Here is a 24205-nt window from a genome sequence, read left to right as displayed (position 1 = left end):
TCCGTCCTACTGGTCGCCGAACATCCCTGCGCGTCTCATACCCACCGTAACGGCCGGGCTATACCTGCGCCGGGTGCAGCGCTCGCTTCGCGACCTGCGCGCAACCGAATCGTCGGTAGGCTATGCACGCGTGAAAGCCCTCCGCCGGTTCACCGTCCGCGCCCACCTGCCCGAGCGCCTGGCCGCGCTGGAGCAGCTGTCGATCAACCTGCGGTGGTCCTGGGAGCAGCCCACCCAGGATCTGTTTGCCGCCATCGACCCGGAGCTGTGGGTGCGCTGCGGCCAGGACCCGGTGGCGCTGCTGGGCGCGGTGAGCCCGGCCCGGCTCGACGAGCTGACCACCGACGAGGGGTTTGTGGCGCGGCTCGACGCGCTGGCCGCCGACCTCAACGACTATCTGAGCCGCCCGCTGTGGTACCAGGAGCAGCAATACAATGGCACCGCGATGCCGACGTCGATCGCCTACTTCTCGATGGAGTTCGGGGTGGCCGAGGTGCTGCCGAACTACTCCGGCGGGCTGGGGATCCTGGCCGGCGACCACCTGAAGTCCGCCTCGGACCTGGGGGTGCCGCTGATCGCGGTCGGCCTGTACTACCGCTCCGGCTACTTTCGGCAGTCGCTGACCGCCGACGGCTGGCAGCACGAAACCTATCCGCCGCTGGACCCGCAGGGCCTGCCGCTGCGGTTGCTCACCGACGCCGGCGGCGCGCCGGTGCTGATCGAACTGGCCCTGCCCGACGCCGCCCGGCTGCGGGCCCGGATCTGGGTGGCGCAGGTCGGCCGGGTGCCGCTGCTGTTGCTGGACTCCGACATCGGCGAAAACGAGCACGAGCTGCGCGGGGTCACCGACCGGCTGTACGGCGGCGACCAGGAGCACCGGATCAAACAGGAGATCCTGGCCGGGGTCGGCGGGGTGCGGGCGATCCGGGCGTTCACCGCGCTCGAAGGGCTGCCGGAGCCCGAGGTGTTCCACATGAACGAGGGCCATGCGGGATTCCTCGGCGCCGAACGCATCCGGGAGCTGATGACCGACGCCGGGCTGGACTTCGACACCGCGCTGACCGTGGTGCGTGCCTCGACGGTGTTCACCACCCACACCCCGGTGCCGGCCGGCATCGACCGGTTCCCGGTGGAGCTGGTGCGCCGCTACCTCGGGGCCGACGGAGCGGCCGGGTTGCTGCCCGGGGTGTCCTCCGACGCGATCGTGGCGCTGGGCGCCGAACCCGACCCGACGACGTTCAACATGGCCCACCTGGGATTGCGGTTGGCGCAGCGGGCCAACGGGGTGTCGCTGCTGCACGGCCGGGTCAGCCGGGCCATGTTCAACGACCTGTGGTCCGGGTTCGACCGCACCGAGGTGCCGATCGGGTCGATCACCAACGGGGTGCACGCGCCGACCTGGGCGGCGCCGCAGTGGCTGCAGCTGGGCCGGGAGTTGGCCGGCTCCGATTCGCTGTCCGAGCCCACCGTGTGGCAGCGGCTGCAGCAGGTCGATCCCGGGCATCTGTGGTGGATCCGGTCGCAGCTGCGCGCGCTGCTCATCGACGACGTGCGAACCAGGCTGCGCCGGTCCTGGCGGGAACGTGGCGCGTCGGAGGCCGAACTCGGCTGGATCGCAACGGCTTTCGACCCGGACGTGCTCACCGTCGGATTCGCCCGGCGGGTGCCCACCTACAAGCGGCTGACGCTGATGCTGCGCGATCCGGAGCGGCTGCAGCGGCTGCTGCTCGACGAGGAGCGCCCGATTCAGCTGATCGTCGCCGGCAAGTCACACCCGGCCGACGACGCCGGCAAGGCGCTGATCCAGCAGGTGGTGCGGTTCGCCGACCGGCCCGAGGTGCGGCACCGGGTGGCGTTTTTGCCCGACTACGACATGTCGATGGCCCGGCGGCTGTACTGGGGCTGCGACGTGTGGCTGAACAACCCGCTGCGCCCGCTGGAGGCGTGCGGCACCTCGGGGATGAAAAGCGCGCTCAACGGCGGGCTGAACCTGTCCATCCGGGACGGCTGGTGGGACGAGTGGTACGACGGCGAAAACGGGTGGGAGATCCCGACCGCCGCCGGGGTGGCCGACGAGGGCCGCCGCGACGACCTGGAGGCCAGTGCGCTGTATGACCTGCTGGCGACCTCGGTGGCGCCGAAGTTCTACGAACGCGACGAGCACGGGGTGCCGCGGCGGTGGATCGAGATGGTGCGCCACACCGTGGCGACGCTGGGGCCCAAGGTGATGGCGTCGCGGATGGTGCGCGACTACGTCGAGACGTACTACACCCCGGCGGCGCAGTCGGTGCGCGCGGTCGTCGGCGGCGACGGCGCCGCGTTCGACGCCGCCCGCGAGCTGGCCGACTACCGTCGGCGCGCCCAGCGGGCGTGGCCGAACATCCGGATCACCGACGTCGACGGCACCGGGCTGCCGGACACCCCGCTGCTGGGGTCGAAACTGACGTTGACCGCGACGGTGCAGCTGGCCGGGCTGCGGCCCGACGAGGTCACCGTGCAGGCGGTGCTGGGCCGCGTCGACGCCGGTGACGTGCTGCAGGACCCGGTGACCGTCGCGATGACGCACAGCGGTGCCGCCGGCGGCGCCGACATCTTCGTGACCACCACGCCGCTGCCGGTGGCCGGGTCGGTGGGCTACACGGTGCGGGTGCTGCCCCACCACCCGATGCTGGCCGCCCCCAACGAGCTGGGCCTGGTCACCCTGGCCTAGCCTTGGCCGCGAACGTGCGCAGAATGCCAGCTTTTGGCGGAAAACCCGTACAACTGCGCACGTTCGCGGCCGGGAAGGCCAGGACGGCCGGGAGGGCCGGCCGGGACGGCCAGGATGTGGCCGGGGCCTCAGGTGAAGCGGGCGATGCAGCGGTCGACGTCGCCGAGCACCCCGGTGCGGAAGGCGTCGATGCGGGAGAACCCGGCCGGCACGGTCTCGCCGTTGATGTCGCTGGCCGCCAGGCCGTTGGTCAACAGCCCCGACACCGCCTCGTCGAGGTCGCCGGCGGTCAGCGCCACGCTGTGGCCGTTGCCGGTGCTGACGCCGTTGGACAGCGCGGTGGTGCCCACCCCGGTCAAACACGCCGTGCGCAGCGCGGCCTTGGCGTTGTCGAGCACCAGGCCGCCGCGGTCGGCCTGCACCGCCAGCATGTAGCGCGACTCCAGCACCGAGTAGGCGGTGTTGTCGCCGGACAGCATCGACCCGGGGTCACCCTCGCGGGGGACGCCCATCTTGGTCAGCTTGGGCAGGTCCACGGCGATGGTGTTGCTGTCCGGGCAGTACGACGCCGGCGGGCTGGGTCGGGCGTTGCCGCAGGACTCGGCCGCGTCGGCGTCGAAACTCAGCTGCGGCGGGTTGGCCAGCGGAAACACGGTGGCCATCGCGTCGATGATGGTGCGCGCGGAGTCCTCACTGACCGGCCACTCCCCGGTCTGGTCGCGTTGCAGCGCCACCGGCAGCGCCCCGCGCCGGGCGTCGATCTCCTTGACGTCGATCCCCGCGCACGACGCGGCGCCCTCGGTGAACCCGAACTGGAACGCCGAGATCCGTTCGAACGCCGAACCGTGCTCGTTGCCGCCGCCCTCGATGTCCTCCTCGTGCAGCACCGGGTCGCGCAGCACCAGCATCGCGGCCAGCACCGCGTTCAGCCCGTCCCCGGTGCTCAGCGTGAAGCGTGGCGAATCGCCTTGGGCCACCCACCGCAGGTAGACCCCGGCGAAGCAGTCGGCCTGCTGTTCGGCGACCAGGATCGGGGTGCGCTTTTTGGTCAGCTTGGCCAGTTTGCTGATCGCGTGGCCGTATTCGTGGGCCAACACCATCGGGATGGCCATATCGCCGTAGGCCTCGCGCAGCGCGGGCAGCAGCACCCCGCGATCCCAGCCGATGGTGTTGTCGAGTTTGCAGTAGGCGGCGTTGACCAGCTTGAAGGTGCCGGTGTCGCAGAACCGGCCGCCGACGTCCAGCGCACTCCACGACACCAGCTGGTCCACCGGCCGAAACCGGCCCGCGAAGCTGTCGGAGAAGTTGTCCCCCCAGAATTCCTCGAGGTCGCTGACCGACTGCTCGGCCAGGGTGTCGACCCGCCCGCCGTCGGTGTGCTCCACGTCGCGGGTCGGTTCGGCGGCGTCGGGACGCAGCCCGGTCGGCCCGTCGACGGCCTCCAGGCCGCCGACCCGGAACGGGTCGGCGAACACCGACACCGGGTGCCCGTCCAGCACCCGGGCACACGAGGTGAGCGTCAGCAGCGCGGCCACCGCGGCCAGGACACGCCCCAGGTGTCGTCGACGCATCGGTGGTTACCTCTCGGGGGCGCTGGCTGCCGGATCGTTCCAGGATAGTGCGGCCGCCGCCCTGGTGGCGGCGGCGTTCACCTCACGCCGAGGCCAGCCGACCCAGCGCCTGACGCACCCGGGCGCCGTCGGTGGTGTGCCAAAACGGGGGCAGCGAGGCGCGCAGGTACCCGGCGTAGCGCGCGGTCGCCATCCGGGAGTCCAGCACCGCGACCACGCCGCGGTCGTCGACGCGGCGCAGCAGCCGCCCCGCGCCCTGCGCCAGCAGCAACGCCGCGTGGCTGGCCGCGACGGCCATGAAGCCGTTGCCGCCGCGCGCGGCCACCCGCCGCTGCCGGGCGGTCAGCAGCGGATCGTCGGGCCGCGGGAACGGGATGCGGTCGATGAGCACCAGCGACAGCGACGGGCCGGGCACGTCGACACCCTGCCACAGCGACAGCGTGCCGAACAGCGAGGTGGCCGGGTCGGCGGCGAACCGTTCGACCAGCGCCGCGGTGGCGTCGTCGCCCTGACACAGCACCGGGCTGGTCAGCCGGTCGCGCATGGCCTCGGCGGCCGCCCGGGCCGCCCGCATCGACGAGAACAGGCCCAGGGTGCGGCCCCCGGCGGCGGTGATCAGCTCGGCGATCTCGGTGAGCTGCTCGGCCGACCCGGTGCCGTCGCGGCCCGGCGGGGGCAGGTGCGCGGCCACGTAGAGGATGCCGGACTTGGCGTGGGTGAACGGCGAGCCGACGTCTAGGCCCCGCCACCGCGGTTCGGCCTCGCCGCCGGTCAACCCCCAGGCCGCGGCCATGGCGTCGAAGGAGCCGCCCACGGTCAGGGTCGCCGAGGTCAGCACCGTCGTCGACCGGGCGAACAGCCGGGTGCGCAGCAGCCCCGCCACCGTCAGCGGCGCCACCCGCAACACCGGTGACACCGACCCGCGGATCTCGTCGTGGGCCAGCCACACCACCTCGGTGCGGTCGGGGATGGCGGGCACAAACGAATCCAGCACCCGGGTGGCGGTCTCGGCGATCTCGCTGAGCGCCGCGACCGCCTCGGTGCGGGCCGCGGCCGCCTGCGGGTCGCGGGGGCTGGTGTCGATGGCCGCCTGCGCCGCGCCGGCCGCGTCCCGCAGCGCCGTCAGGTAGGTGCCCAACTCCTCGTCGAGGTAATCGACGCGGCCCGGGGTGCCGTCGTGGATCGCCGAGGTGAAGGTCGCCGACGCGGCCTCGAGCCGCTGCACCAGCTCGGGGGACACCAGCCGGGTGATCCGGCGCGTCGCCACCCCCAGCGCGGTCGCGGTCAGCTCCCCGGTGGCCACCGCCGTCACCCGGTCCACCAGCTCGTGGGCCTCGTCGATCACCAGCAGCTCGTGTTCGGGCAGCACCGCGGAGTCGGTGATCGCGTCGATGGCCAGCAGGGCGTGGTTGGTGACCACCACATCGACCTGCCCGGCCTTCGCGCGGGCCCGTTCGGCGAAACAGTCGGTGCCGAACGGGCAGCGGGCCGCGCCCAGACACTCCCGCGCCGACACGCTGACCTGCGACCAGGACCGGTCCGGGACGCCGGGTTTGAGGTCGTCGCGGTCACCGGTGTCGGTGTCCGACGCCCAGGCGGTCAGCCGCTGCACGTCGCGGCCCAGCGCGGTGGCCGCGGCCGCGTTGAACAGCTCCTCCTGCGGCGGTTCCTCGTCGGCGGCCGCGGTGCCGCCGTGCACCTTGTTCAGGCACAGGTAGTTGCGGCGCCCCTTGAGCAGGGCGAACTGCGGTCGCCGGGGCAGCGCGTCGGCCAGGGCGTCGGCCAGCCGGGGCAGGTCGCGGTCGACGAGTTGGCGTTGCAGCGCGATCGTCGCCGTGGACACCACCACCGGGGCGTCCTCGGCGACCGCGCGGGCCAGCGCGGGCACCAGGTAGGCCAGCGACTTGCCGGTGCCGGTGCCGGCCTGCACCGCCAGGTGCTCGCCGATGTCGAAGGCGCGCGCGACGGCGTCGGCCATGGTGACCTGGCCGGCGCGTTCGGTTCCGCCCAACGCGGCCACCGCGGTGGCCAGCAGGTCGGGCACGGACGGGTCGGGCGTGGCTGCTCCTGGTTATCGAGTGCTGACCGGGATCTGCACGGTGGGGATCGCCGGGTCGCCGTGCGACAACATCAGACCCTCCCACGGCAGGCTGCGCAAGCCGGCCGCCACCAGCTTGCGCGCCGCGCCGACGTCTCGGTCGGCCACCGGCTGCCCGTCGCGCACCAGCGGGACGGTCAGCACCCGGCTGTCCTCGCTGACCTGCGGCGGGGATCCGGCCGGGTGCACGATCTCCTCGAGGAGGGTGCCGGTGGGGCGGGACAGCCGCAGCGCCTCCTTGCGGCCGCCGCGGGACTCCTTGCGGGCGCTGCGTTTTTGCACCGGCACCCCGTCGACCTCGACCAGCTTGTAGACCATGCTCGCCGTCGGCGCCCCCGACCCGGTGACCAGCGAGGTGCCCACCCCGTAGCTGTCCACCGGTTCGGCGCGCAGCGCGGCGATCGAGTACTCGTCGAGGTCCCCGGAGACCATGATCTGGGTGCCGGTGGCGCCCAGCCGGTCCAGCTGGTCGCGGGTCTGGCGGGCCAACACCCCCAGCTCCCCGGAGTCGATGCGCACCGAGCCCAGCTGCGGGCCGGCGACCGCGACCGCGTTGGCCACCCCGGTCGTCACGTCGTAGGTGTCCACCAGCAGCGTGGTGCCCACCCCCTGCGCGGCGACCTGCGCGCGGAACGCGGCCACCTCGTCGGGGCCGCCGGCGCTGGCATACAGCAGGGTGAACGCGTGGGCGCTGGTGCCCAGCGCCGGCACCCCGTAGCGGCGCTGGGCTTCCAGGTTGGAGGATCCGGCGAAGCCGGCCAGGTAGGCCGCCCGGGCGGCCGCGACCGCGGCCTGCTCGTGGGTGCGCCGCGACCCCATCTCGATCACCGGCCGGTCGGCGGCGGCGCTGACCATCCGCGCGGCCGCCGATGCGATCGCGGTGTCGTGGTTGAAGATCGACAACGCCAGGGTTTCCAGCACGATGCACTCGGCGAAGCTGCCGCGCACCGACAGCACCGGGGAGCCGGGGAAGTACAGCTCGCCCTCGGCGTAGCCGTCGATGTCCCCGGTGAACCGGAAGTCGGCCAGATACGCCACCGTGTGGGCGTCCAGGAATTCGGCCAGCGACGCGATCGCGTCGTCGTCGAACCTGAACTGGCCCAACGCTTCCAGGAACCGGCCGGTGCCGGCCACCACCCCGTAGCGGCGCCCGTCGGGCAGCCGGCGGGCGAACAGCTCGAAGGTCGTCGACCGGTGCGCGGTGCCGTCGCGCAGCGCCGCCGCCAGCATGGTCAGTTCGTATTTGTCGGTGAGCAGCCCGGCGCGGGCCCAGTCGTTCACCCCGCCACCGTATCGGCTGGTCGCCACCGCCGGTTAGCTCGGTATCCTGGCAGCTATGGTTGCGTCAGCAGCGACGTCCCCGCCGGTCACGCCGAAAACCACCGAACACCGGCAGGTCGATGCCACCGACGACACGGCCAGCCCGTGGGTGACCATCGTCTGGGACGATCCGGTGAACCTGATGAGCTATGTGACCTACATTTTTCAGAAGCTGTTCGGCTACAGCGAACCCCACGCCACCAAGCTGATGCTGCAGGTGCACACCGAGGGCAAGGCGGTGGTGTCGGCGGGCAGCCGGGAGTCCATGGAGGTCGACGTGTCCAAACTGCATGCCGCCGGGTTGTGGGCGACGCTGCAGCAGGACCGCTGACTAGGGTCGCTGGGTGCGCAAGTGGAAGCGGGTGCAGACCGCTGACGGTCCCCGTTTCCGGTCGGCGCTGGATCCGCACGAGGCCGCGCTGATCACCAGCCTGGTCGGGTCGGTGGTCGGCATGCTCGACGAGCGGGAATCGTCCTCGCCGCCAGACGAACTCGAGCAGATCACCGGGATGAAGACCGGCAACACCGAACCCCCCGCGGACGCCACGCTGCGGCGGCTGCTGCCGGATTTCTACAAACCGGCCAACGACCACCCGGCCGGCTCGGGGGCCGCCGACAGCCTCAACGCGGCGCTGCGCAGCATCCACGAACCCGAGATCATCGCGGCTAAACGCGAGACCGCGCAACGGGTGTTGGCGACCGTGCCCGCCGACGGCGGCCGGTTCGAGCTGACCGAGGACGACGCGCACGCCTGGATCGCGGCGGTCAACGACGTGCGGTTAGCGCTGGGCACCATGCTCGACATCGGGCCGGGCGGGCCGGAGCGGCTGCCCGCCGACCATCCGCTGGCCGCCCACTTCGACGTCTACCAGTGGCTGACCGTGCTGCAGGAATACCTGGTGCTGGCGCTGATCGGGAACCGATGAGCGCCATCACCGACGTCGCCGGGATCCGGGTCGGCCACCACCAGCGGCTCGACCCGGACGCGACCCTGGGTGCGGGGTGGGCCAGCGGGGTCACCGTGGTGCTGGCCCCGCCGGGCACCGTCGGCGCGGTCGACGCCCGCGGCGGGGCGCCCGGCAGCCGCGAAACCGACCTGCTGGACCCGGCCAACAGCGTGCGCTACGTCGACGCGGTGCTGCTGGCCGGCGGCAGCGCCTATGGGCTGGCGGCCGCCGACGGGGTGATGCGCTGGTGCGAGGAGCGCGGCCGCGGCATCGCGATGGACGGCGGGGTGGTGCCGATCGTGCCCGGCGCGGTCATCTTCGACCTGCCGGTCGGCGCCTGGGGCCACCGCCCGACCGCCGAGTTCGGGTACGCCGCCGCCGAGGCGGCCGGCACCGAGGTCGCCCTCGGCACGGTGGGCGCCGGGGTGGGGGCGCGCGCCGGGGTGCTCAAGGGCGGGGTGGGCACCGCGTCGATCCGGCTGGACATCGGGGTGACGGTGGGCGCGGTGGTGGCGGTCAACGCCGCCGGCAACGTCGTCGACCCGGCCACCGGGCTGCCGTGGCTGGCCTACCTGATCGACGAGTTCGGGTTGCGCCGGCCGCCGGCGCCGCAGATCGCCGCGCTGGCCGAACTGGACGCCGCCCGCAGCCCGCTGAACACCACGATCGGGGTGGTCGCCACCGACGCCGCGCTGTCCCCGGCCGGGTGCCGGCGGGTGGCGATCGCCGCCCAGGACGGGCTGGCCCGCACCATCCGGCCCGCGCACACCCCGCTGGATGGCGATACGGTGTTTGCGCTGGCGACCGGTGCGGTCGAGGTGGCACCGGCGGCCGACACGCCCGCCGGGCTGTCCCCGGAAACTGCGTTGGTCACCGCGGTGGGCGCGGCCGCGGCGGACTGCGTGGCCCGCGCCGTGCTGGTCGGGGTGCTGGCCGCCGACCCGGTGGCCGGAATACCGACCTACCGCGACCTGTTGCCCGGAGCATTCGAGTGAAAAGGAGCCGTTGACGTGCTGGTGATTCGTGCCGACCTGGTCGACGCGATGGTCGCCCACGCCCGCGCCGACCATCCCGACGAGGCCTGCGGGGTGCTGGCCGGCCCGGACGGCAGCGACCGCCCGCAGCGGCACATCGCCATGCTCAACGCCGAACGCTCCCCGACGTTTTACCGGTTCGATTCCGCCGAGCAGCTGCGGGTGTGGCGGGCGATGGATGACGCCGACGAGGTGCCGGTCGTCATCTACCACTCGCACACCGCCACCGAGGCCTACCCGAGCCGCACCGACGTGAGCCTGGCCGCCGAACCCGACGCCCACTACGTGCTGGTGTCCACCCGCGACCCCGACACCCACGAGCTGCGCAGCTACCGCATCGTCGACGGCGTCGTCACCGAAGAACCCGTCCGCATCGTTTCCAGCTATGAGGAGCCCGCATGAGCGTCACCGTGTCCATCCCGACCATCCTGCGCCCGCACACCGGCGGCGAGAAACGCGTCACCGCCACCGGCGACACGCTGGGCGCGGTGATCACCGACCTGGAGGCCAACTACTCCGGGATCTCGCAGCGCCTGGTCGACGACGGCAAACTGCACCGGTTCGTCAACATCTACGTCAACGACGAGGATGTGCGGTTCTCCGGCGGCCTGGACACCGCGATCGCCGACGGCGACACGGTGACGATCCTGCCCGCGGTGGCGGGTGGCTAGTGGCCCGGTATGACTCGCTGCTGGGGGCGCTGGGCAACACCCCGCTGGTCGGGCTGCCGCGGCTGTCGCCGCGCTGGGACGACGAGCCGCACGTTCGCCTGTGGGCCAAACTCGAGGACCGCAACCCGACCGGCTCGATCAAGGACCGCCCCGCGCTGCGGATGATCGAGCAGGCCGAACGTGACGGGGTGTTGACCCCCGGCGCGACGATCCTGGAACCCACCAGCGGCAACACCGGCATCTCGCTGGCGATGGCGGCCCGGCTCAAGGGCTACCGGATGATCTGCGTGATGCCGGAGAACACCTCGATCGAACGCCGCCAGATCCTCGAGCTCTACGGCGCCCAGATCATCTTCTCCCCGGCCGAGGGCGGGTCGAACACCGCGGTCGCCCGGGCCAAGGAGCTGGCCGCCGCCAACCCGGACTGGGTGATGCTCTACCAGTACGGCAACCCGGCCAACACCGACTCGCACTACGTCGGCACCGGCCCCGAGCTGCTGGCCGACCTGCCCGAGATCACCCACTTCGTCGCCGGGCTGGGCACCACCGGCACCCTGATGGGCACCGGACGCTACCTGCGCGAGCAGGTGCCCGAGGTGCAGATCGTGGCCGCCGAACCGCGCTACGGGGAAGGCGTGTACGCGCTGCGCAACATCGACGAGGGCTTCATCCCGGAGCTGTACGACCCGGCGGTGTTGACCACCCGGTACTCGGTGGGCGCCGCCGACGCGGTGCGCCGCACCCGGGAGCTGGTGTCGACCGAGGGCATCTTCGCCGGCATCTCCACCGGCGCGGTGCTGCACGCCGCGCTCGGGCAGGCGGCCAAGGCGATCAAGGCCGGCGAGCGCGCCGACATCGCCTTCGTGGTCGCCGACGCGGGCTGGAAATACCTGTCCACCGGCGCGTACGCCGGTAGCCTGGACGACGCCGAAGACGCGCTGGAAGGGCAGCTATGGGCGTGAGTCAGCCGGTCACCCCGGCGCCGACCAAGCCGCCGGCGTGGCAGGTCGGCGGGGCCACCATCCTCAGTTTTGTGGCGCTGCTCTACGTCGTCGAACTCGTCGACCAGGTGACCGACCACGACCTGGATGCCAACGGCATCCGGCCGCTGGAGGCCGACGGGCTGTGGGGCATCCTGTTCGCGCCGCTGCTGCACGCCGACTGGTCGCACCTGATCTCCAACACCTTCCCGCTGCTGGTGCTGGGGTTTTTGATGACGCTGGCCGGGCTGTCCCGGTTTTTGTGGGCCACCGCGATCGTGTGGATCGTCGGCGGTTTCGGCACCTGGCTGATCGGCAATGTCGGCGCCTGCCGCTTCGAATCCGACCACATCGGGGCGTCCGGCCTGATCTTCGGCTATCTGGCGTTTCTGATCGTGTTCGGCTGGCTGATCCGCCGGGTGTGGGACATCGTCACCGGGCTGGTGGTGCTGTTCGCCTACGGCGGCATCCTGGTCGGCGCCGTGCCGGTGCTGGACAAGTGCCACGGGGTGTCCTGGCAGGGGCATCTGTGCGGCGCCCTCGCCGGGGTGCTGGCGGCTTATCTGCTGTCCGGGCCGGAACGCAAGCAGCGTGCGCTGAAGAAGTCGCGTCCGGCATGAGCGCGCGCCGGGCACCCGTCGGGATTTTCGATTCCGGCGTCGGCGGGCTGACCGTGGCGCGGGCGATCATCGACCAGCTGCCCGACGAGGACGTCATCTACGTCGGCGACACCGGCAACGGCCCGTACGGGCCGCTGACCATCCCCGAGATCCGGGCGCACGCCCTGGCCATCGGCGACAACCTGGTCGACCGCGGCGTCAAGGCGTTGGTGATCGCCTGCAACACCGCGTCCTCGGCGTGCCTGCGGGACGCCCGGGAGCGCTACGACGTGCCGGTGGTGGAGGTGATCCTGCCCGCGGTGCGCCGGGCGGTGGCCGCCACCCGCAACGGGCGCATCGGGGTGATCGGCACCCAGGCCACCATCACCAGCCACGCCTACCAGGACGCGTTCGCCGCCGCCCGCGACACCCAGATCACCGCGGTGGCCTGTCCGCGGTTCGTCGACTTCGTCGAACGCGGCGTCACCAGCGGCCGCCAAGTGCTGGGCCTGGCCGAGGGGTATCTGGAGCCGCTGCAGCGGGCCGGGGTGGACACCCTGGTGCTGGGCTGCACCCACTACCCGCTGCTGTCCGGGCTGATCCAGTTGGCGATGGGCGAGCACGTCACGTTGGTGTCCAGCGCGGAGGAGACCGCCAAGGAGCTGCTGCGGGTGCTCACCGAATCCGACCTGCTGCACCCGCACGAGACCGCGCCGGCCACCCGGCTATTCGAGGCCACCGGCGACCCGGAGGCGTTCACCGCATTGGCGGCCCGTTTTTTGGGTCCGGTCATAACCGGTGTCCAATCCGCCCGCCGTCACGTCGGTGTGCCGGAGTGATTCGCGCGATGAATAGCGCGCAAAGCTGCCATGTCTGCGTCACCGCTTCGTTGGGCATGGCACAGTAGTGTCCGTGCGACTCACCGTGCTCGGCTGTTCCGGCAGCGTTGTCGGCCCGGATTCGCCGGCATCGGGGTACCTGTTGCGGGCGCCGGACACGCCGCCGCTGGTGGTCGATTTCGGGGGCGGGGTGCTGGGCACGTTGCAGCGGCACATCGATCCCGGGTCGGTGCACGTGCTGTTGTCGCACCTGCACGCCGACCACTGCCTGGATCTGCCCGGGCTGTTCGTGTGGCGGCGCTATCACCCGTCGCCGCCGGTCGGCAAGGCGTTGATGTACGGCCCGAGCGACACCTGGTCGCGGCTGGGGGCGGCGTCGTCGCCGTACGGCGGCGAGATCGACGACGTCTCCGACATCTTCGAGATCCGACATTGGGTCGACGCTGAACCGGTGACGCTGGGCGCGTTGACGGTGCTGCCGCGCCAGGTGTGCCACCCCACCGAGTCCTACGGGCTGCGGGTCACCGATCCGTCCGGCGCGTCGCTGGTGTACAGCGGCGACACCGGCTACTGCGATGCGGTGATCGAGCTGGCCCGCGACGCCGACGTGTTTTTGTGCGAAGCCTCCTGGACCCATGCCCCGGACCGGCCGCCGCGACTGCACATGTCGGGCACCGAAGCCGGGCGCGCCGCGGCCGCCGCGGGGGTCCGCGAGCTGCTGCTCACCCACATCCCGCCGTGGACGTCGCGGGAGGACGTGATCAGCGAGGCCAAGGCCGAGTTCGACGGCCCGGTGCACGCCGTGGTGTGCGGCGAAACGATTGAGGTCGGCCGCTAGCGGGCAGCCGCACCGGCTAGGGTTGGCGCGTGTCCAAACGAGAAGACGGCCGCCTCGACGACGAGCTGCGCCCGGTGACGATCACCCGCGGTTTCACCGCCCACCCGGCCGGCTCAGTGCTGGTCGAATTCGGCCAGACCCGGGTGATGTGCACGGCCAGCGTCACCGAGGGGGTGCCGCGCTGGCGCAAGGGATCCGGGCTGGGCTGGCTCACCGCCGAGTACGCGATGCTGCCGGCGGCCACCCACACCCGCAGCGACCGGGAGTCGGTCAAGGGCCGGGTCGGCGGACGCACCCAGGAGATCAGCCGGCTGGTGGGCCGGTCGCTGCGGGCCTGCATCGATTTGGCCGCGCTGGGGGAGAACACCATCGCCGTGGACTGCGATGTGCTGCAGGCCGACGGCGGCACCCGCACCGCGGCGATCACCGGCGCCTACGTGGCGTTGGCCGACGCGGTGACCTACCTGGCCGCCGCCGGCAAGCTGTCCGATCCGCGGCCACTGTCCTGCGCGATCGCGGCGGTCAGCGTCGGGGTGGTCGACGGCCGGGTCCGCGTCGACCTGCCCTATGAGGAAGATGCCCGCGCCGAGGTCGACATGAACGTGGTCGCCACCGACACCGGCACCCTGGTGGAGATCCAGGGCACCGGGGAGGGCGCCACCTTCCCGCGTTCCACCCTGGACAAGATGCTGGATGCCGCGCTGGCCGCCTGCGAGCAGCTGTTCGCCGTGCAGCGCGAGGCGTTGGAGCTGCCGTATCCGGGTGTGCTGCCCGAGGGGCCCGAGCCCAAGAAAGCGTTCGGAACCTGACGCCCCTGCTGGTGGCCAGCCGCAACCGCAAGAAGCTGGCCGAGCTGCGCCGGGTGCTCGACGGTGCCGGGCTGTCCGGGGTGACGCTGCTGTCGCTGGAGGACGTGCCGCCGTTCGACGAGGCGCCCGAGACCGGCGCGACCTTCGAGGACAACGCGTTGGCCAAGGCCCGCGACGGGTTCGCCGCGAGCGGGCTGGCGTGTGTCGCCGACGATTCCGGGCTGGCGGTGGCGGCTTTGAACGGCATGCCCGGGGTGCTCTCGGCCCGGTGGTCGGGGGTGCACGGTGACGACGCCGCCAACACCGCTTTGTTGCTCGCCCAGCTGACCGATGTGCCCGACGAGCGGCGCGGGGCGGCGTTCGTGTCGGCGTGTGCGCTGGTGTCGGCGGCGGGCGAGACGGTGGTGCGCGGCGAATGGCCGGGCCGGATCGCGCGGGCGCCGCGCGGCGACGGCGGCTTCGGCTACGACCCGGTGTTCCTCCCGGACGGCAGTGATCGCACCGCCGCGCAGCTGTCGCCCGCCGAAAAGGACGCGGTGTCGCACCGCGGCCGGGCGTTGGCGCTGCTGTTGCCGGCGCTGCGGGCGCTTGCGTGACGCCTTTTCGCCGAGTGTGCGGCCTCATACGCAAAACGGCCTCGAAGCGTATGAGTTCGCACAGTCGGCGGGCTTACAGGCCGAACTGCGCCTTGACGCTGCGGGTCTGGAAGTGTTCGACGATGATGCCGAGCAGCGGGATGGTGCCGGCCAGCAGCACCCCGATGGTCTTGGCGATTGGCCAGCGCACCTTGACCGCGAGGTTGAACGCGGCCAACACGTAGACGAAGTACACCCAGCCGTGCACCACACCGATCCACTTGATGCCCTGGCCGAAGGCGTAGTGGGCGACGAGTTCACCGCACAGCACCAGCAGCCAGATACCCGTCGCCCAGGCCATCACGCGATAGCCCAGCAGCGCGGGACGAATCTTCTCGACCGGGGTGGCGGCGGGTGCGGGTGTCTCGGGGGTGGTCATGCAGTGGTCCTGTTCTGTCGTTCATCGGATTTGGCGAGCTGGGCCAGATAGGCGTTGTACTCCCGCAACGCGGGGTCATCGGGCGGCGGGGCGGCGGGCGTCGGCCGCTCGGGGAGCAGCCCCGGCGGGATTTCGGTCACGCCTTTCGCCGGCTCCGGCGGGGCCTCTTCGTAGCGGACGAATTTGCGGTAGGCGTAGACGCAGAAGCCGGCAAACAGCGGCCACTGCAGGGCATAGCCCAGGTTCTGATAGGTGCCCGACACCGACTCGAACCGGGTCCACTGCCACCAGCCCAGGGCCAGGCAACCGCAGGCAGCGACGATCACCAGCGCGACGAGCGCTGGCCTCCGACGCCGTGTAGTGGGCACCCCTTGACGGTACCGCTCACGCCTTCGGCCCGATAAATTCGTCGAGTCGCGCCGTCGCCGCCTTGCGGTATACCGCGACCTCGTACCTGCTGTTCCGGGTCCACGGAATCCCGAGGGCGTCCAGCGCCGCGCAGAACAGGTCCCGAATGTCGTCGGATCGGTTTGAGAAGTGGTAGCGGACGCTGCGCACACCGCGATCGTTGGCGACGGTGCGGCAGCCGTCGCTATGAATGAGACCGCGAACGAATTCCTCGGTGGCCTGGCTGACCAATGCCTCCTGCCAGGGCTCGAGTCGGATCGGCCGCAAGTGCTTCTTGCCGGGGCCATGCTGAGGGAATAAACACGGCCAATGCTTGGAGCAGAGGCGAGACCTCGGTGCAGCTGTCGGAACGTCGCAGTAGCGCCGCGTGTTGCCCTGGCATGAGTATGTCGATGGCCTCGCGACAGCGTTGGATGATGCCCGGGTACTTCGCGTCGAGGGTAATCCGGAGACGCCACACTCGGGGGAGTCGCGAGATGCACCCGTCGCCGAGGTAAAGGCCGAGTAGATAGCAATAGGCCTCCACCGGAAGGCTCGCGAAATCGTGGGTGCAACTGCCTGGTTCGCGTGACTGTCGCGATCGAATCTGCGGCCGACGCCGCCAATCACGCACGGTAGGCCGTGGAATGCCGGTAAGGCGTGCAATCGCACAGTCGTTGATACCGTCGGCGATGAGCCGCTGAACAGTGTCGAATTCCTCTGCACACCGCATGCTCCGGCCTCTTTCGTGATGTGCGCCAACGTACGGCACACCACCGACACGTTCGCCGGTCGACTGAGCGGTAGGATCGGTGGGCTTGCGGGCGTGGCGTAATCGGCAGCCGCGCGGGTTTTAGGTGCCCGTGCTCGAAAGAGCGTGAGGGTTCGAGTCCCTCCGCCCGCACCATAGCTGTAAACGTGTCGACGCAGTTCAGAAGCTGTTTTCGGCCGGTAGCAAGACTTCGACGGCAGCTCAGCAGAAGTCGTCCGGTTGCCGGACTGACGATCGTTCGCGACAAACGCGATAAGCGGTCCACCGCTAGCTCACCGAGGTGAGGAAGCGGTCGAGTTGTGCGGCGAAACCGGGTGCTGCGGCGACGAAGTGGCCGGCGCCCGGTGCGACTATTCGCTGGGCGTACAACTGGTTAGCGGTGGCGTCGCACATGCGCTCGGCGGCTGTCGTGTGTTGGCCGGAAACCACAAGGGTGGGGATACCGAGACTTCGGATGATGTCGAATTCCAGGTTCGCCTCGCCAGGTGAGCGGCTTCCGTGGTTGCGACGCACTCCCCGCGCGACCGCCTCGGGCAGTGGCCCCTCGTCTGGAACCGGGGCGCCGGCGGCGCGCAGGAACTCGCGCAACACGGCGGGGTCGGTGTCTAGGCCGTGGGCGAGCATTGCATCGCCGAGGCGCCGGAAGCGAGCTACCTCGGGATCGTCGGGTGGCAAGAAAAACGCCGGTTCGATCAACGTCAGTGAACGGACCTGTGTGGGCCTGCGTGTGGCGGCGAGGACGGCACCCAACGCGCCGTAGGAGTGCGCCACGACGTGCGAGCGGCCGTCCAACAGGGCGGCGAGATCGCCGGCGTCGACGTCGAAGTCCTGGCGCTCGCCGGGAGCCGGCGGACTGGGCGCAAACCCGCGACGGTAGACGTATGCCAGCGTCCAGCGCGACGTCAAGGGCTCCAGGCCCGACCAGGTGATCTCCGGGTTGGCGCCGCCGTGAATGAGCAGGACCTGCGGGCCCACACCTCGGCGTACCACCGCGATCGGCTGCACGTCAGCGCCGCTCACTGCGGTGTCGAATCGTCGACAAGACCACACCCTTCTACCTTGTGTAGCCAAGGTAACGTTACGGACAGGTACCTTGGCGGGTCAAGGTAACATTGCGGTTCGTGACCGCCACCGCGAGAACGCGAAGGCCCCCCGACGAAGCTCGCGGGCTAATCCTCGACGCTGCCGCAGCGTTGCTCGCTCAGGGCGGCGCCGCCGCCGTGCAGGTACGCGCGGTGGCCGCGCAGATCGGCATGACCGACGCCGGTGTCACGCATCACTTCGGCAACCGCGACAAGCTGCTCGCCGAGTTGCTTCGACACGGTGGGCGCCAGCTTCGTGCCGCGCTGCAGGAAGTCCTCGCGGCCTGGCTAGACCGCGGCGCCGATCTCGTCGAACTCGTCGAGTCGCTTGAGCGCTTCTACCGGCGCGGCTACGGCGAGCTTGCGGCGGCGCTACACGCGGCGGGTTGGCGCGACCGGGGCGGCGGTATCCTCGATCCCGTCGCCGACGCCCTGCATCAGCTTCGGCCGGAAGGGAAGTCGATCGACGACACCCGGCTGGCAGTCGCGGCGCTGCACCAGGCAATGGCGACAGAGGCTCTCTACGGAAGCGCCTTCCGGCGCAGTGCCGGCCTCACCGGCGGCGCGGCAAGCGACTCGACTACCCAGGTGCGCTGGTGGGCACGCCAGCTCCAACTTGCGCTCGGAATCGAGCCGACCCGCCAACGCCGCCGACCGCGTCGAACCGACGTGCGTGTGTCTCGATGACCCTGACGAATCGATGGGGCAAATGGATTACGGCACGACCCGGAACCGTCCCCCGCTAAGCGGCCGGAGTACCTCGAAATGCCGCCGGTCGAGCGTCGCCATCGTCCTGGTGCGGTACCGGTCGGCTAGCACCACGTTGGATGCGTCGGCGACGCCAATGCGCTGATCACCGTATTTCTGAATGACCGAGGTGGCCTGCTCCAGCTCGCCCACCGCAAAGCTGGCCAGCTCCCAGGCGCCGCTGGATAGCTCTCTCAACACGGCCAGCTCTGCATCAAGACCGACTCGGGCGGCGACGAGGTAGTCAAGTTCGGCGACGACGTACGGCGAGACGACGAGCGCCTCGTCGCTGGTATCGATGACGCGCGAGACCGCATCGTGGTCGGGTTCACCAGCATCGAAGTAGGCAAGCAGTGCGCTGGTGTCGACGATCATCGTTCGCCAAATCCATCCAAGAGCTCGTCGACGTGTCGAGCAATCGGCTCCGAGCCTGAATACAGACCGCCACGCGGCCGCGGCTTGATGCCGCCTACCTCGGCGCGGATGGATTCGCGGATGATTTCAGCTTCCGAGACTCCGCGCCGCTGAGCCGCGCGCTTGAGTGCCTCCTTGAGGTCGCCCGGCAGGTAGACCGTCGTCTTCTCCACGAACATATGGTACTACCGGTGGCACCATATATCTCGGAATGCTGGTTGTCCGGCCCACAGCTCTGCCGCGGTGGGGCGTGCACGTCGAATCGGGCCCACCCGCGACGTAGCGGTTGACTCTCGGTAAGGTCACCCTTAGTTTGTGGGGGTAACTTACTCAAGGTGGTGTGCGCATGGCGGTTGCGTCGCGGGTCGGGGGACGTCCCCCGCTCATCGCGGTCGATGACATCGTCCGGGCCGGACGTGAATTGGGCATGCAACGGCTCAGCGTCAACGCGGTCGCGGCCCGGCTGGGCGTGTCGGCGACCGCGCTGTACCGGCACGTCGAGGGCCGCTGGGAGCTGGAACGCCTGGTCGGCGAGAGCCTGCTGGCCGACCTCGAGCTGCGCGACGAGCCCAGCGCCGACACCGAGCGCCATCTGCTGACCTTCGGCCTGCAACTGTTCGAGTTCGCCACCGCGCACCGCGGGCTGGCGTCGTATCTGCAGGTGCTGTTTCCGCGCGGTACCGCCGGCGCGCGGTTGTTGGCCGACGAGGTCGAGGCACTAGGCCGGCGCGGTTACGTCGCCGAGGCCGCCGTGGTGCTCGGCAGCGCGGTCGCCACCCTGGCGATCAGCCTGGCCGCGCGCGAGGAGAGCAACGCCGAGGCCACCGGCGGCGACGACGCCGGCGGATTCGCCGCCGAGCGCGACGCGGTCGCCGACCGGCTGGTGGCCGATGCGCAGTTCGGGGCGACGCATTCGGCGTTGCCGCAGGTGTCCAGCGCGGAGTTCGTGCGGTTGTTGTTGACCGCGGCAATCCGGGGCCTGGTGTCGGCGATCCCCCCGGCGCGCCCCATCCACGACGTCGTGGCGGAGCTCACCGCCGCCAGAGAGGACCGCTAATGGGACGCGGGTTGCAGGGTGCGATGCTGCGCGGCTTCGGCGCGCGCGATCACACCGCCACGGTGCTCGAAACCGTCCACATCGCACCGCATTTCCTCCGGGTGCGGATGGTGTCGGAGACCCTGTTCGAGGACGCGGTCGTGGAACCCACCGCCTGGCTGCGGTTTTGGTTTCCGGACCCGGACGGGTCCAACACCGAGCACCAGCGCGCCTACACCATCTCCGAAGGCGACGCCGCCACCGGCAAATTCGCGGTGGATGTGGTGCTGCATGAGCCGGCCGGGCCGGCGTCGCGGTGGGCCCGCACCGTCGAGCCCGGCACCACGATCTCGGTGATGACGCTGATGGGTTCGGCGCGCTTCGACATTCCCGACGAACAGCCCGCCGGCTACCTGCTGCTCGGCGACTCGGCCTCGATCCCCGGCATCAACGGCATCATCGGCACCGTCCCGGATGACGTGCCGATCGAGCTGTATCTGGAGCGCCACGACGACCACGACGCGCTGATCCCGCTCGCCCAGCACCCGCGGCTGCGGGTGCACTGGGTGCCCCGCCGCGACGCGACGTCGCTGGCGGCGGGGATCGAGACCCGGGATTGGTCGAACTGGTACGCGTGGGCCACCCCGGAAGCCGCCACCCTCAAGCACATTCGGGCGCGGCTGCGCGACGAGTTCGGGTTTCCCAAATCCGAGATCCACGCGCAGGCGTACTGGACCGCCGGCCGGGCGATGGGCACGCTGCGCACGGCCGAGCCGGACACCGAGACGCCCGACGAGCCGGACACCGAGGCGCCGGCCACCGAGACCGCCGACCAGCCGCCGCCGGCCGTCCCGGGCCGGTGGCGCGCCCAGGCCGCCGGCCGGCTGCTGGGCCCGCTGAAGGTGCCGCTGATCGTCTCCGGGCTGCTGCAGGCGGTGATCACGCTGCTGCAGCTGGCGCCGTTCGTGCTGCTGGTCGAACTGGCCCGGCTGCTGGTGTCCGGCGCCGAGCAGTCGCGGCTGTGGACGGTCGGGCTGGCGGCGGTGTCGCTGCTGGGCGTCGGCACCGTGCTCGGCGCCGGCCTGACCCTGTGGCTGCACCTGGTCGACGTCCGGTTCGCCCGCGGGCTGCGATCCCGGCTGCTGCGCAAGCTCTCCCGGCTGCCGCTGGGCTGGTTCACCGCCCGCGGCTCCGGCTCGATCAAGCAGCTGGTGCAAGACGACACGCTGTCGCTGCACTACCTGGTCACCCACGCCATCCCGGATGCGGTCGCCGCGGTCATCGCCCCGCTGGCGGTGCTGGTCTACCTATTCGTGGTGGATTGGCGGGTGGCGCTGGTGCTGTTCGTCCCGGTGCTGGTCTATCTGGTGGTGATGTCGTCGATGACGGTGCAATCCGGTCCGCGCATCATCCAGGCGCAGCGGTGGGCGGAGAGGATGAACGGCGAGGCCGGCACCTACCTGGAGGGCCAGCCGGTGATCCGGATCTTCGGCGGTGCGGCCGCGTCGGCCTTCCGTCGCCGCCTCGACGAGTACATCGGGTTCCTGGTGGACTGGCAGCGTCCGTTCATCGGCAAAAAGACCCTGATGGACCTGGTGACCCGCCCCTCGACGTTCCTGTGGCTGATCACCGTGGTCGGCACCCTGCTGATCGTCACCGGCCGGATGGACCCGGTGAACCTGCTGCCGTTCCTGTTGCTGGGCACCACCTTCGGCGCCCGGCTACTGGGCATCGGGTTGGGGCTCGGCGGCATCCGTGCCGGCATGGTGGCGGCCCGCCGGCTGCAGATCACCCTCGACGAACCCGAACTCGAAGTCCAGCAGGCTCAGCCCGGTGCCGAACCGTCCGGCACGGTGGAGTTCGACCAGGTGAGCTTCGGCTACCGGCCCGGCGTCCCGGTGATCAACGACGTGTCGCTGACCCTGCGGCCCGGCACGGTCACCGCCCTCGTCGGCCCGTCCGGGTCCGGCAAGTCGACGCTGGCCGCTCTGCTGGCCCGGTTCCACGACATCGACCGGGGCGCGATCCGCGTTGACGGGCAGGACATCCGGTCGCTGAGCGCCGACGAGCTGTACCGGCGGGTCGGGTTCGTGCTGCAAGACACCCAGCTGGTGCACGGCACCGTGCGCGACAACATCGCGCTGGCGGTGCCCGACGCCACCGTCGAGCAGGTGCAGGCCGCCGCCCGCGACGCGCAAATCCACGACCGGGTGCTGCGCCTGCCGGACGGCTACGACACCGTGCTGGGCGCGGGCACCGCGCTGTCCGGCGGGGAGCGCCAACGGCTCACCATCGCGCGCGCGATCCTGGCCGACACGCCGGTGCTCATCCTGGACGAGGCCACCGCCTTCGCCGACCCCGAATCGGAATACCTGGTGCAGCAAGCACTTAACCGACTGACCAAGGATCGCACCGTGCTGGTGATCGCCCACCGACTGCACACCATCACCGCCGCCGACCAGATCGTGGTGCTCGATCACGGCCGGATCGTCGAACGCGGCAGCCACGACGAGCTGCTCACCGCTGGCGGACGGTACCGCCGGCTGTGGGAGAGCGGACAACGCCACACCGTGGCCGCGGCCCCGGAGGTGCTGCAATGATCGCCACCCTGCTGCGGCTGATCCCGCACGACCGGCGCGGCAAAGTCGCCCGCTACATGGTGCTGACCCTGCTGTCGGTGCTGACCCGGGCGGTGGCCACCGTGCTGCTGGTGCCGTTGGTGGGGGCGCTGTTCAGCGACACACCGCGTGACGCGCTGGCGTGGCTGGGCTGGCTGACCGTGGCCACCGCCGTCGGCTGGGTGATCGACATGGCCACCGCCCGGCTCGGTTTCGACCTGGGGTTCGCGGTGCTCGACCACACCCAGCACGACGTCGCCGACCGGCTGCCCCGGGTCCGGCTGGACTGGTTCACCGCCGACAACACCGCCGCCGCGCGGCAGGCGATCGCGGCCACCGGCCCCGAACTGGTCAGCCTGGTCGTCAACCTGCTGACCCCGCTGATCGCGGCCGTGCTGCTGCCGGCGGCGATCGCGCTGGCGCTGTTGCCGATCTCCTGGCAGCTCGGCGCGGCGGCGCTGGCGGGGGTGCCGCTGATGCTGGGCGCGTTGTGGGCGTCCAGCGGGCTGGCGCGGCGCGCCGACGCCGCCGCCGGAGACGCCAACACCGCACTGACCGAACGCATTATCGAGTTCGCCCGCACCCAGCAGGCGTTGCGGGCCGCCCGCCGCGTCGAACCGGAACGCAGCCTGGTCGGCGACGCGCTGCACGCCCAACACGGCGCGGCGATCCGGTTGCTGCTCATGCAGATCCCCGGCCAGCTGCTGTTCAGCCTGGCCAGCCAGCTGGCGCTGATCCTGCTGGCCGGGGCGACCACCGCGCTGACCCTGACCGGCACGCTGACCGTCGCCGAGGCCATCGCGCTGATCGTGGTGATGGCCCGCTACCTGGAACCGTTCACCACCATCAGCGAGTTGGCGCCGGCACTGGAGTCCACCCGCGCCACCCTGGACCGGATCCGGTCGGTGCTCACCGCACCGGCGGTGACGGCGGGAACCGGCACGCTGCCCACCGACACGGCGGCCCCCCGCATCGAGTTCGACAACGTCACCTTCCGCTACGACGCCGCCGGCGACCCGGTGCTCGACGGGGTCAGCTTCGCGCTGGCGCCGGGCAGCACCACGGCGATCGTCGGGCCGTCGGGATCGGGAAAGAGCACCATCTTGGCGCTGATCGCCGGCCTGCACGCGCCGACCGGCGGCCGGGTCCTGATCGACGGGGTCGACGCCGCCACGTTGGACCCCGAAACCCGGCGCGGCGCAAGCAGTGTGGTGTTCCAGCATCCCTACCTGTTCGACGGCACCATCCGCGACAACATCCGGGTGGGGGACCGCGACGCCGGCGACGACGCGATCGCCCGGGCGGTCGGCCTGGCCCGGGTCGACGAGCTCACCGGCCGGCTGCCGGACGGCGAGGCCACTGTGGTGGGCGAGGCCGGGGCGGCGCTGTCCGGCGGGGAACGCCAACGGGTCAGCATCGCCCGCGCGCTGCTCAAACCCGCCCCGGTGCTGCTGGTCGACGAGGCCACCAGCGCGCTGGACACCGAGAACGAGACCGCGGTCGTCGACGCGCTCACCGCCGACCTGCGGTCGCGCACCCGGGTGATCGTCGCGCACCGGCTGGCCAGTATCCGGCACGCCGATCGGGTGCTCTTCTTCGACCACGGCCGGGTCGTGGAGGACGGCAGCATCGACGAACTCCGCGCCGCCGGCGGACGTTTCGACGAGTTCTGGCGCCAGCAGCGCGACGCCGCCGAATGGCGCATCCTGGCCGATTAGC

At 71.1% G+C, this 24205-nt stretch carries 26 protein-coding genes and 1 tRNA gene; 17 read left to right on the top strand and 10 right to left on the bottom strand.

What is annotated here, in order from left to right:
- Nucleotides 1-130 precede the first annotated feature (130 nt).
- Complete coding sequence (glgP, locus tag ACAG26_RS25765; protein WP_370485918.1) at nt 131-2710, top strand: alpha-glucan family phosphorylase; 2580 nt, start codon at nt 131-133, stop codon at nt 2708-2710.
- A gap of 128 nt (nt 2711-2838) precedes the next feature.
- Here the strand turns inward: glgP and ACAG26_RS25760 are convergent, their stop codons facing one another.
- The 3 genes from ACAG26_RS25760 to ACAG26_RS25750 all read right to left on the bottom strand — a co-directional run bounded on the left by ACAG26_RS25760 (nt 2839) and on the right by ACAG26_RS25750 (nt 7687).
- The gene (locus tag ACAG26_RS25760; protein ID WP_370485917.1) at nt 2839-4281 is read right to left on the bottom strand and encodes a neutral zinc metallopeptidase; all 1443 of its coding nucleotides are present in this window, start codon (nt 4279-4281) and stop codon (nt 2839-2841) included.
- Nucleotides 4282-4363: 82 nt separating this feature from the next.
- The gene (locus ACAG26_RS25755; RefSeq protein ID WP_370485916.1) at nt 4364-6325 is read right to left on the bottom strand and encodes an ATP-dependent DNA helicase; all 1962 of its coding nucleotides are present in this window, start codon (nt 6323-6325) and stop codon (nt 4364-4366) included.
- A 27-nt stretch (nt 6326-6352) separates the two neighbouring features.
- Complete coding sequence (locus ACAG26_RS25750) at nt 6353-7687, bottom strand: nicotinate phosphoribosyltransferase (protein ID WP_370485915.1); 1335 nt, start codon at nt 7685-7687, stop codon at nt 6353-6355.
- A gap of 28 nt (nt 7688-7715) precedes the next feature.
- Between ACAG26_RS25750 and clpS the strand changes: the two genes are divergently transcribed.
- From clpS to rdgB, 11 genes are all read left to right on the top strand, one after another.
- Entirely contained in the window at nt 7716-8030 is a 315-nt protein-coding gene (gene clpS, locus ACAG26_RS25745) for an ATP-dependent Clp protease adapter ClpS (RefSeq protein WP_071030013.1), read from the top strand.
- 13 nt (nt 8031-8043) lie between these two features.
- A complete protein-coding gene (locus tag ACAG26_RS25740; protein WP_370485914.1) occupies nt 8044-8625 on the top strand; it encodes a DUF2017 domain-containing protein in 582 nt (193 codons plus the stop codon).
- Nucleotides 8622-9641, top strand: coding sequence for a P1 family peptidase (locus ACAG26_RS25735; protein WP_370485913.1), 1020 nt, complete (start codon nt 8622-8624; stop codon nt 9639-9641). Before ACAG26_RS25740 ends, ACAG26_RS25735 begins: the two co-directional genes overlap by 4 nt.
- A 15-nt stretch (nt 9642-9656) precedes the next feature.
- Nucleotides 9657-10082 carry a Mov34/MPN/PAD-1 family protein gene (locus ACAG26_RS25730; protein ID WP_370485912.1) on the top strand — a complete coding sequence of 142 codons (426 nt, stop codon included), beginning with the start codon at nt 9657-9659 and terminating at the stop codon, nt 10080-10082.
- Complete coding sequence (locus tag ACAG26_RS25725) at nt 10079-10351, top strand: MoaD/ThiS family protein (protein WP_370485911.1); 273 nt, start codon at nt 10079-10081, stop codon at nt 10349-10351. Before ACAG26_RS25730 ends, ACAG26_RS25725 begins: the two co-directional genes overlap by 4 nt.
- Nucleotides 10351-11313: a PLP-dependent cysteine synthase family protein gene (locus ACAG26_RS25720; protein WP_370485910.1), complete on the top strand. Its 963-nt coding sequence runs from the start codon at nt 10351-10353 to the stop codon at nt 11311-11313. The genes ACAG26_RS25725 and ACAG26_RS25720 overlap by 1 nt, the downstream gene beginning before the upstream one ends.
- Nucleotides 11304-11951 carry a rhomboid family intramembrane serine protease gene (locus ACAG26_RS25715; RefSeq protein WP_370485909.1) on the top strand — a complete coding sequence of 216 codons (648 nt, stop codon included), beginning with the start codon at nt 11304-11306 and terminating at the stop codon, nt 11949-11951. The genes ACAG26_RS25720 and ACAG26_RS25715 overlap by 10 nt, the downstream gene beginning before the upstream one ends.
- Nucleotides 11948-12769 (top strand): glutamate racemase, encoded by an 822-nt coding sequence (murI, locus tag ACAG26_RS25710; protein WP_370485908.1) that lies wholly within the window; start codon nt 11948-11950, stop codon nt 12767-12769. Before ACAG26_RS25715 ends, murI begins: the two co-directional genes overlap by 4 nt.
- A gap of 67 nt (nt 12770-12836) precedes the next feature.
- On the top strand, nt 12837-13607 hold the full coding sequence (locus ACAG26_RS25705) for a cyclic nucleotide-degrading phosphodiesterase (protein ID WP_370485907.1): 771 nt from the start codon (nt 12837-12839) through the stop codon (nt 13605-13607).
- Between the two features lie 29 nt (nt 13608-13636).
- The gene (gene rph / locus ACAG26_RS25700; RefSeq protein ID WP_370485906.1) at nt 13637-14416 is read left to right on the top strand and encodes a ribonuclease PH; all 780 of its coding nucleotides are present in this window, start codon (nt 13637-13639) and stop codon (nt 14414-14416) included.
- The gene (gene rdgB / locus ACAG26_RS25695) at nt 14413-15012 is read left to right on the top strand and encodes an RdgB/HAM1 family non-canonical purine NTP pyrophosphatase (protein ID WP_370485935.1); all 600 of its coding nucleotides are present in this window, start codon (nt 14413-14415) and stop codon (nt 15010-15012) included. Before rph ends, rdgB begins: the two co-directional genes overlap by 4 nt.
- Nucleotides 15013-15085: 73 nt before the next feature.
- Here the strand turns inward: rdgB and ACAG26_RS25690 are convergent, their stop codons facing one another.
- The 4 genes from ACAG26_RS25690 to ACAG26_RS25675 are packed head-to-tail and all read right to left on the bottom strand — an operon-like array spanning nt 15086 to nt 16550.
- Nucleotides 15086-15430, bottom strand: a complete 345-nt coding sequence (locus ACAG26_RS25690) for a DUF3817 domain-containing protein (protein WP_370485905.1) — start codon at nt 15428-15430, stop codon at nt 15086-15088.
- Nucleotides 15427-15798 (bottom strand): hypothetical protein, encoded by a 372-nt coding sequence (locus ACAG26_RS25685; protein ID WP_370485904.1) that lies wholly within the window; start codon nt 15796-15798, stop codon nt 15427-15429. Before ACAG26_RS25685 ends, ACAG26_RS25690 begins: the two co-directional genes overlap by 4 nt.
- Before the next feature lie 16 nt (nt 15799-15814).
- Complete coding sequence (locus ACAG26_RS25680; RefSeq protein ID WP_370485936.1) at nt 15815-16105, bottom strand: hypothetical protein; 291 nt, start codon at nt 16103-16105, stop codon at nt 15815-15817.
- Nucleotides 16023-16550: a helix-turn-helix domain-containing protein gene (locus tag ACAG26_RS25675; RefSeq protein ID WP_370485903.1), complete on the bottom strand. Its 528-nt coding sequence runs from the start codon at nt 16548-16550 to the stop codon at nt 16023-16025. Before ACAG26_RS25675 ends, ACAG26_RS25680 begins: the two co-directional genes overlap by 83 nt.
- A gap of 87 nt (nt 16551-16637) precedes the next feature.
- Here ACAG26_RS25675 and ACAG26_RS25670 point away from each other — a divergent pair.
- Nucleotides 16638-16724, top strand: a tRNA-Leu gene (locus ACAG26_RS25670).
- A 132-nt stretch (nt 16725-16856) separates the two neighbouring features.
- Here ACAG26_RS25670 and ACAG26_RS25665 read toward each other — a convergent pair.
- A complete protein-coding gene (locus tag ACAG26_RS25665; protein ID WP_370485902.1) occupies nt 16857-17594 on the bottom strand; it encodes an alpha/beta fold hydrolase in 738 nt (245 codons plus the stop codon).
- A 116-nt stretch (nt 17595-17710) separates the two neighbouring features.
- On the opposite strand from ACAG26_RS25665, the gene ACAG26_RS25660 reads away from it, so the two are divergent.
- Entirely contained in the window at nt 17711-18358 is a 648-nt protein-coding gene (locus tag ACAG26_RS25660) for a TetR family transcriptional regulator (protein ID WP_370485901.1), read from the top strand.
- A gap of 27 nt (nt 18359-18385) precedes the next feature.
- Here ACAG26_RS25660 and ACAG26_RS25655 read toward each other — a convergent pair whose 3' ends face one another.
- Together ACAG26_RS25655 and ACAG26_RS25650 are read right to left on the bottom strand one after the other, a co-directional pair.
- On the bottom strand, nt 18386-18793 hold the full coding sequence (locus ACAG26_RS25655; RefSeq protein ID WP_370485900.1) for a PIN domain-containing protein: 408 nt from the start codon (nt 18791-18793) through the stop codon (nt 18386-18388).
- On the bottom strand, nt 18790-19005 hold the full coding sequence (locus ACAG26_RS25650) for a CopG family transcriptional regulator (RefSeq protein ID WP_370485899.1): 216 nt from the start codon (nt 19003-19005) through the stop codon (nt 18790-18792). Before ACAG26_RS25650 ends, ACAG26_RS25655 begins: the two co-directional genes overlap by 4 nt.
- 173 nt (nt 19006-19178) lie before the next feature.
- On the opposite strand from ACAG26_RS25650, the gene ACAG26_RS25645 reads away from it, so the two are divergent.
- The 3 genes from ACAG26_RS25645 to ACAG26_RS25635 are packed head-to-tail and all read left to right on the top strand — an operon-like array spanning nt 19179 to nt 24204.
- Nucleotides 19179-19889 carry a TetR/AcrR family transcriptional regulator gene (locus tag ACAG26_RS25645; RefSeq protein WP_370485898.1) on the top strand — a complete coding sequence of 237 codons (711 nt, stop codon included), beginning with the start codon at nt 19179-19181 and terminating at the stop codon, nt 19887-19889.
- On the top strand, nt 19889-22468 hold the full coding sequence (locus ACAG26_RS25640; RefSeq protein ID WP_370485897.1) for an ABC transporter ATP-binding protein/permease: 2580 nt from the start codon (nt 19889-19891) through the stop codon (nt 22466-22468). Before ACAG26_RS25645 ends, ACAG26_RS25640 begins: the two co-directional genes overlap by 1 nt.
- Nucleotides 22465-24204 (top strand): ABC transporter ATP-binding protein, encoded by a 1740-nt coding sequence (locus ACAG26_RS25635; protein ID WP_370485896.1) that lies wholly within the window; start codon nt 22465-22467, stop codon nt 24202-24204. Before ACAG26_RS25640 ends, ACAG26_RS25635 begins: the two co-directional genes overlap by 4 nt.
- Nucleotide 24205 lies beyond the last annotated feature (1 nt).

The organism is Mycobacterium sp. pUA109, from assembly GCF_041287095.1.
Classification (GTDB): Bacteria; Actinomycetota; Actinomycetes; order Mycobacteriales; family Mycobacteriaceae; genus Mycobacterium.
Note: the sequence above shows the minus strand (reverse complement) of the source record. Positions and strands in the feature narration are given on the sequence as shown.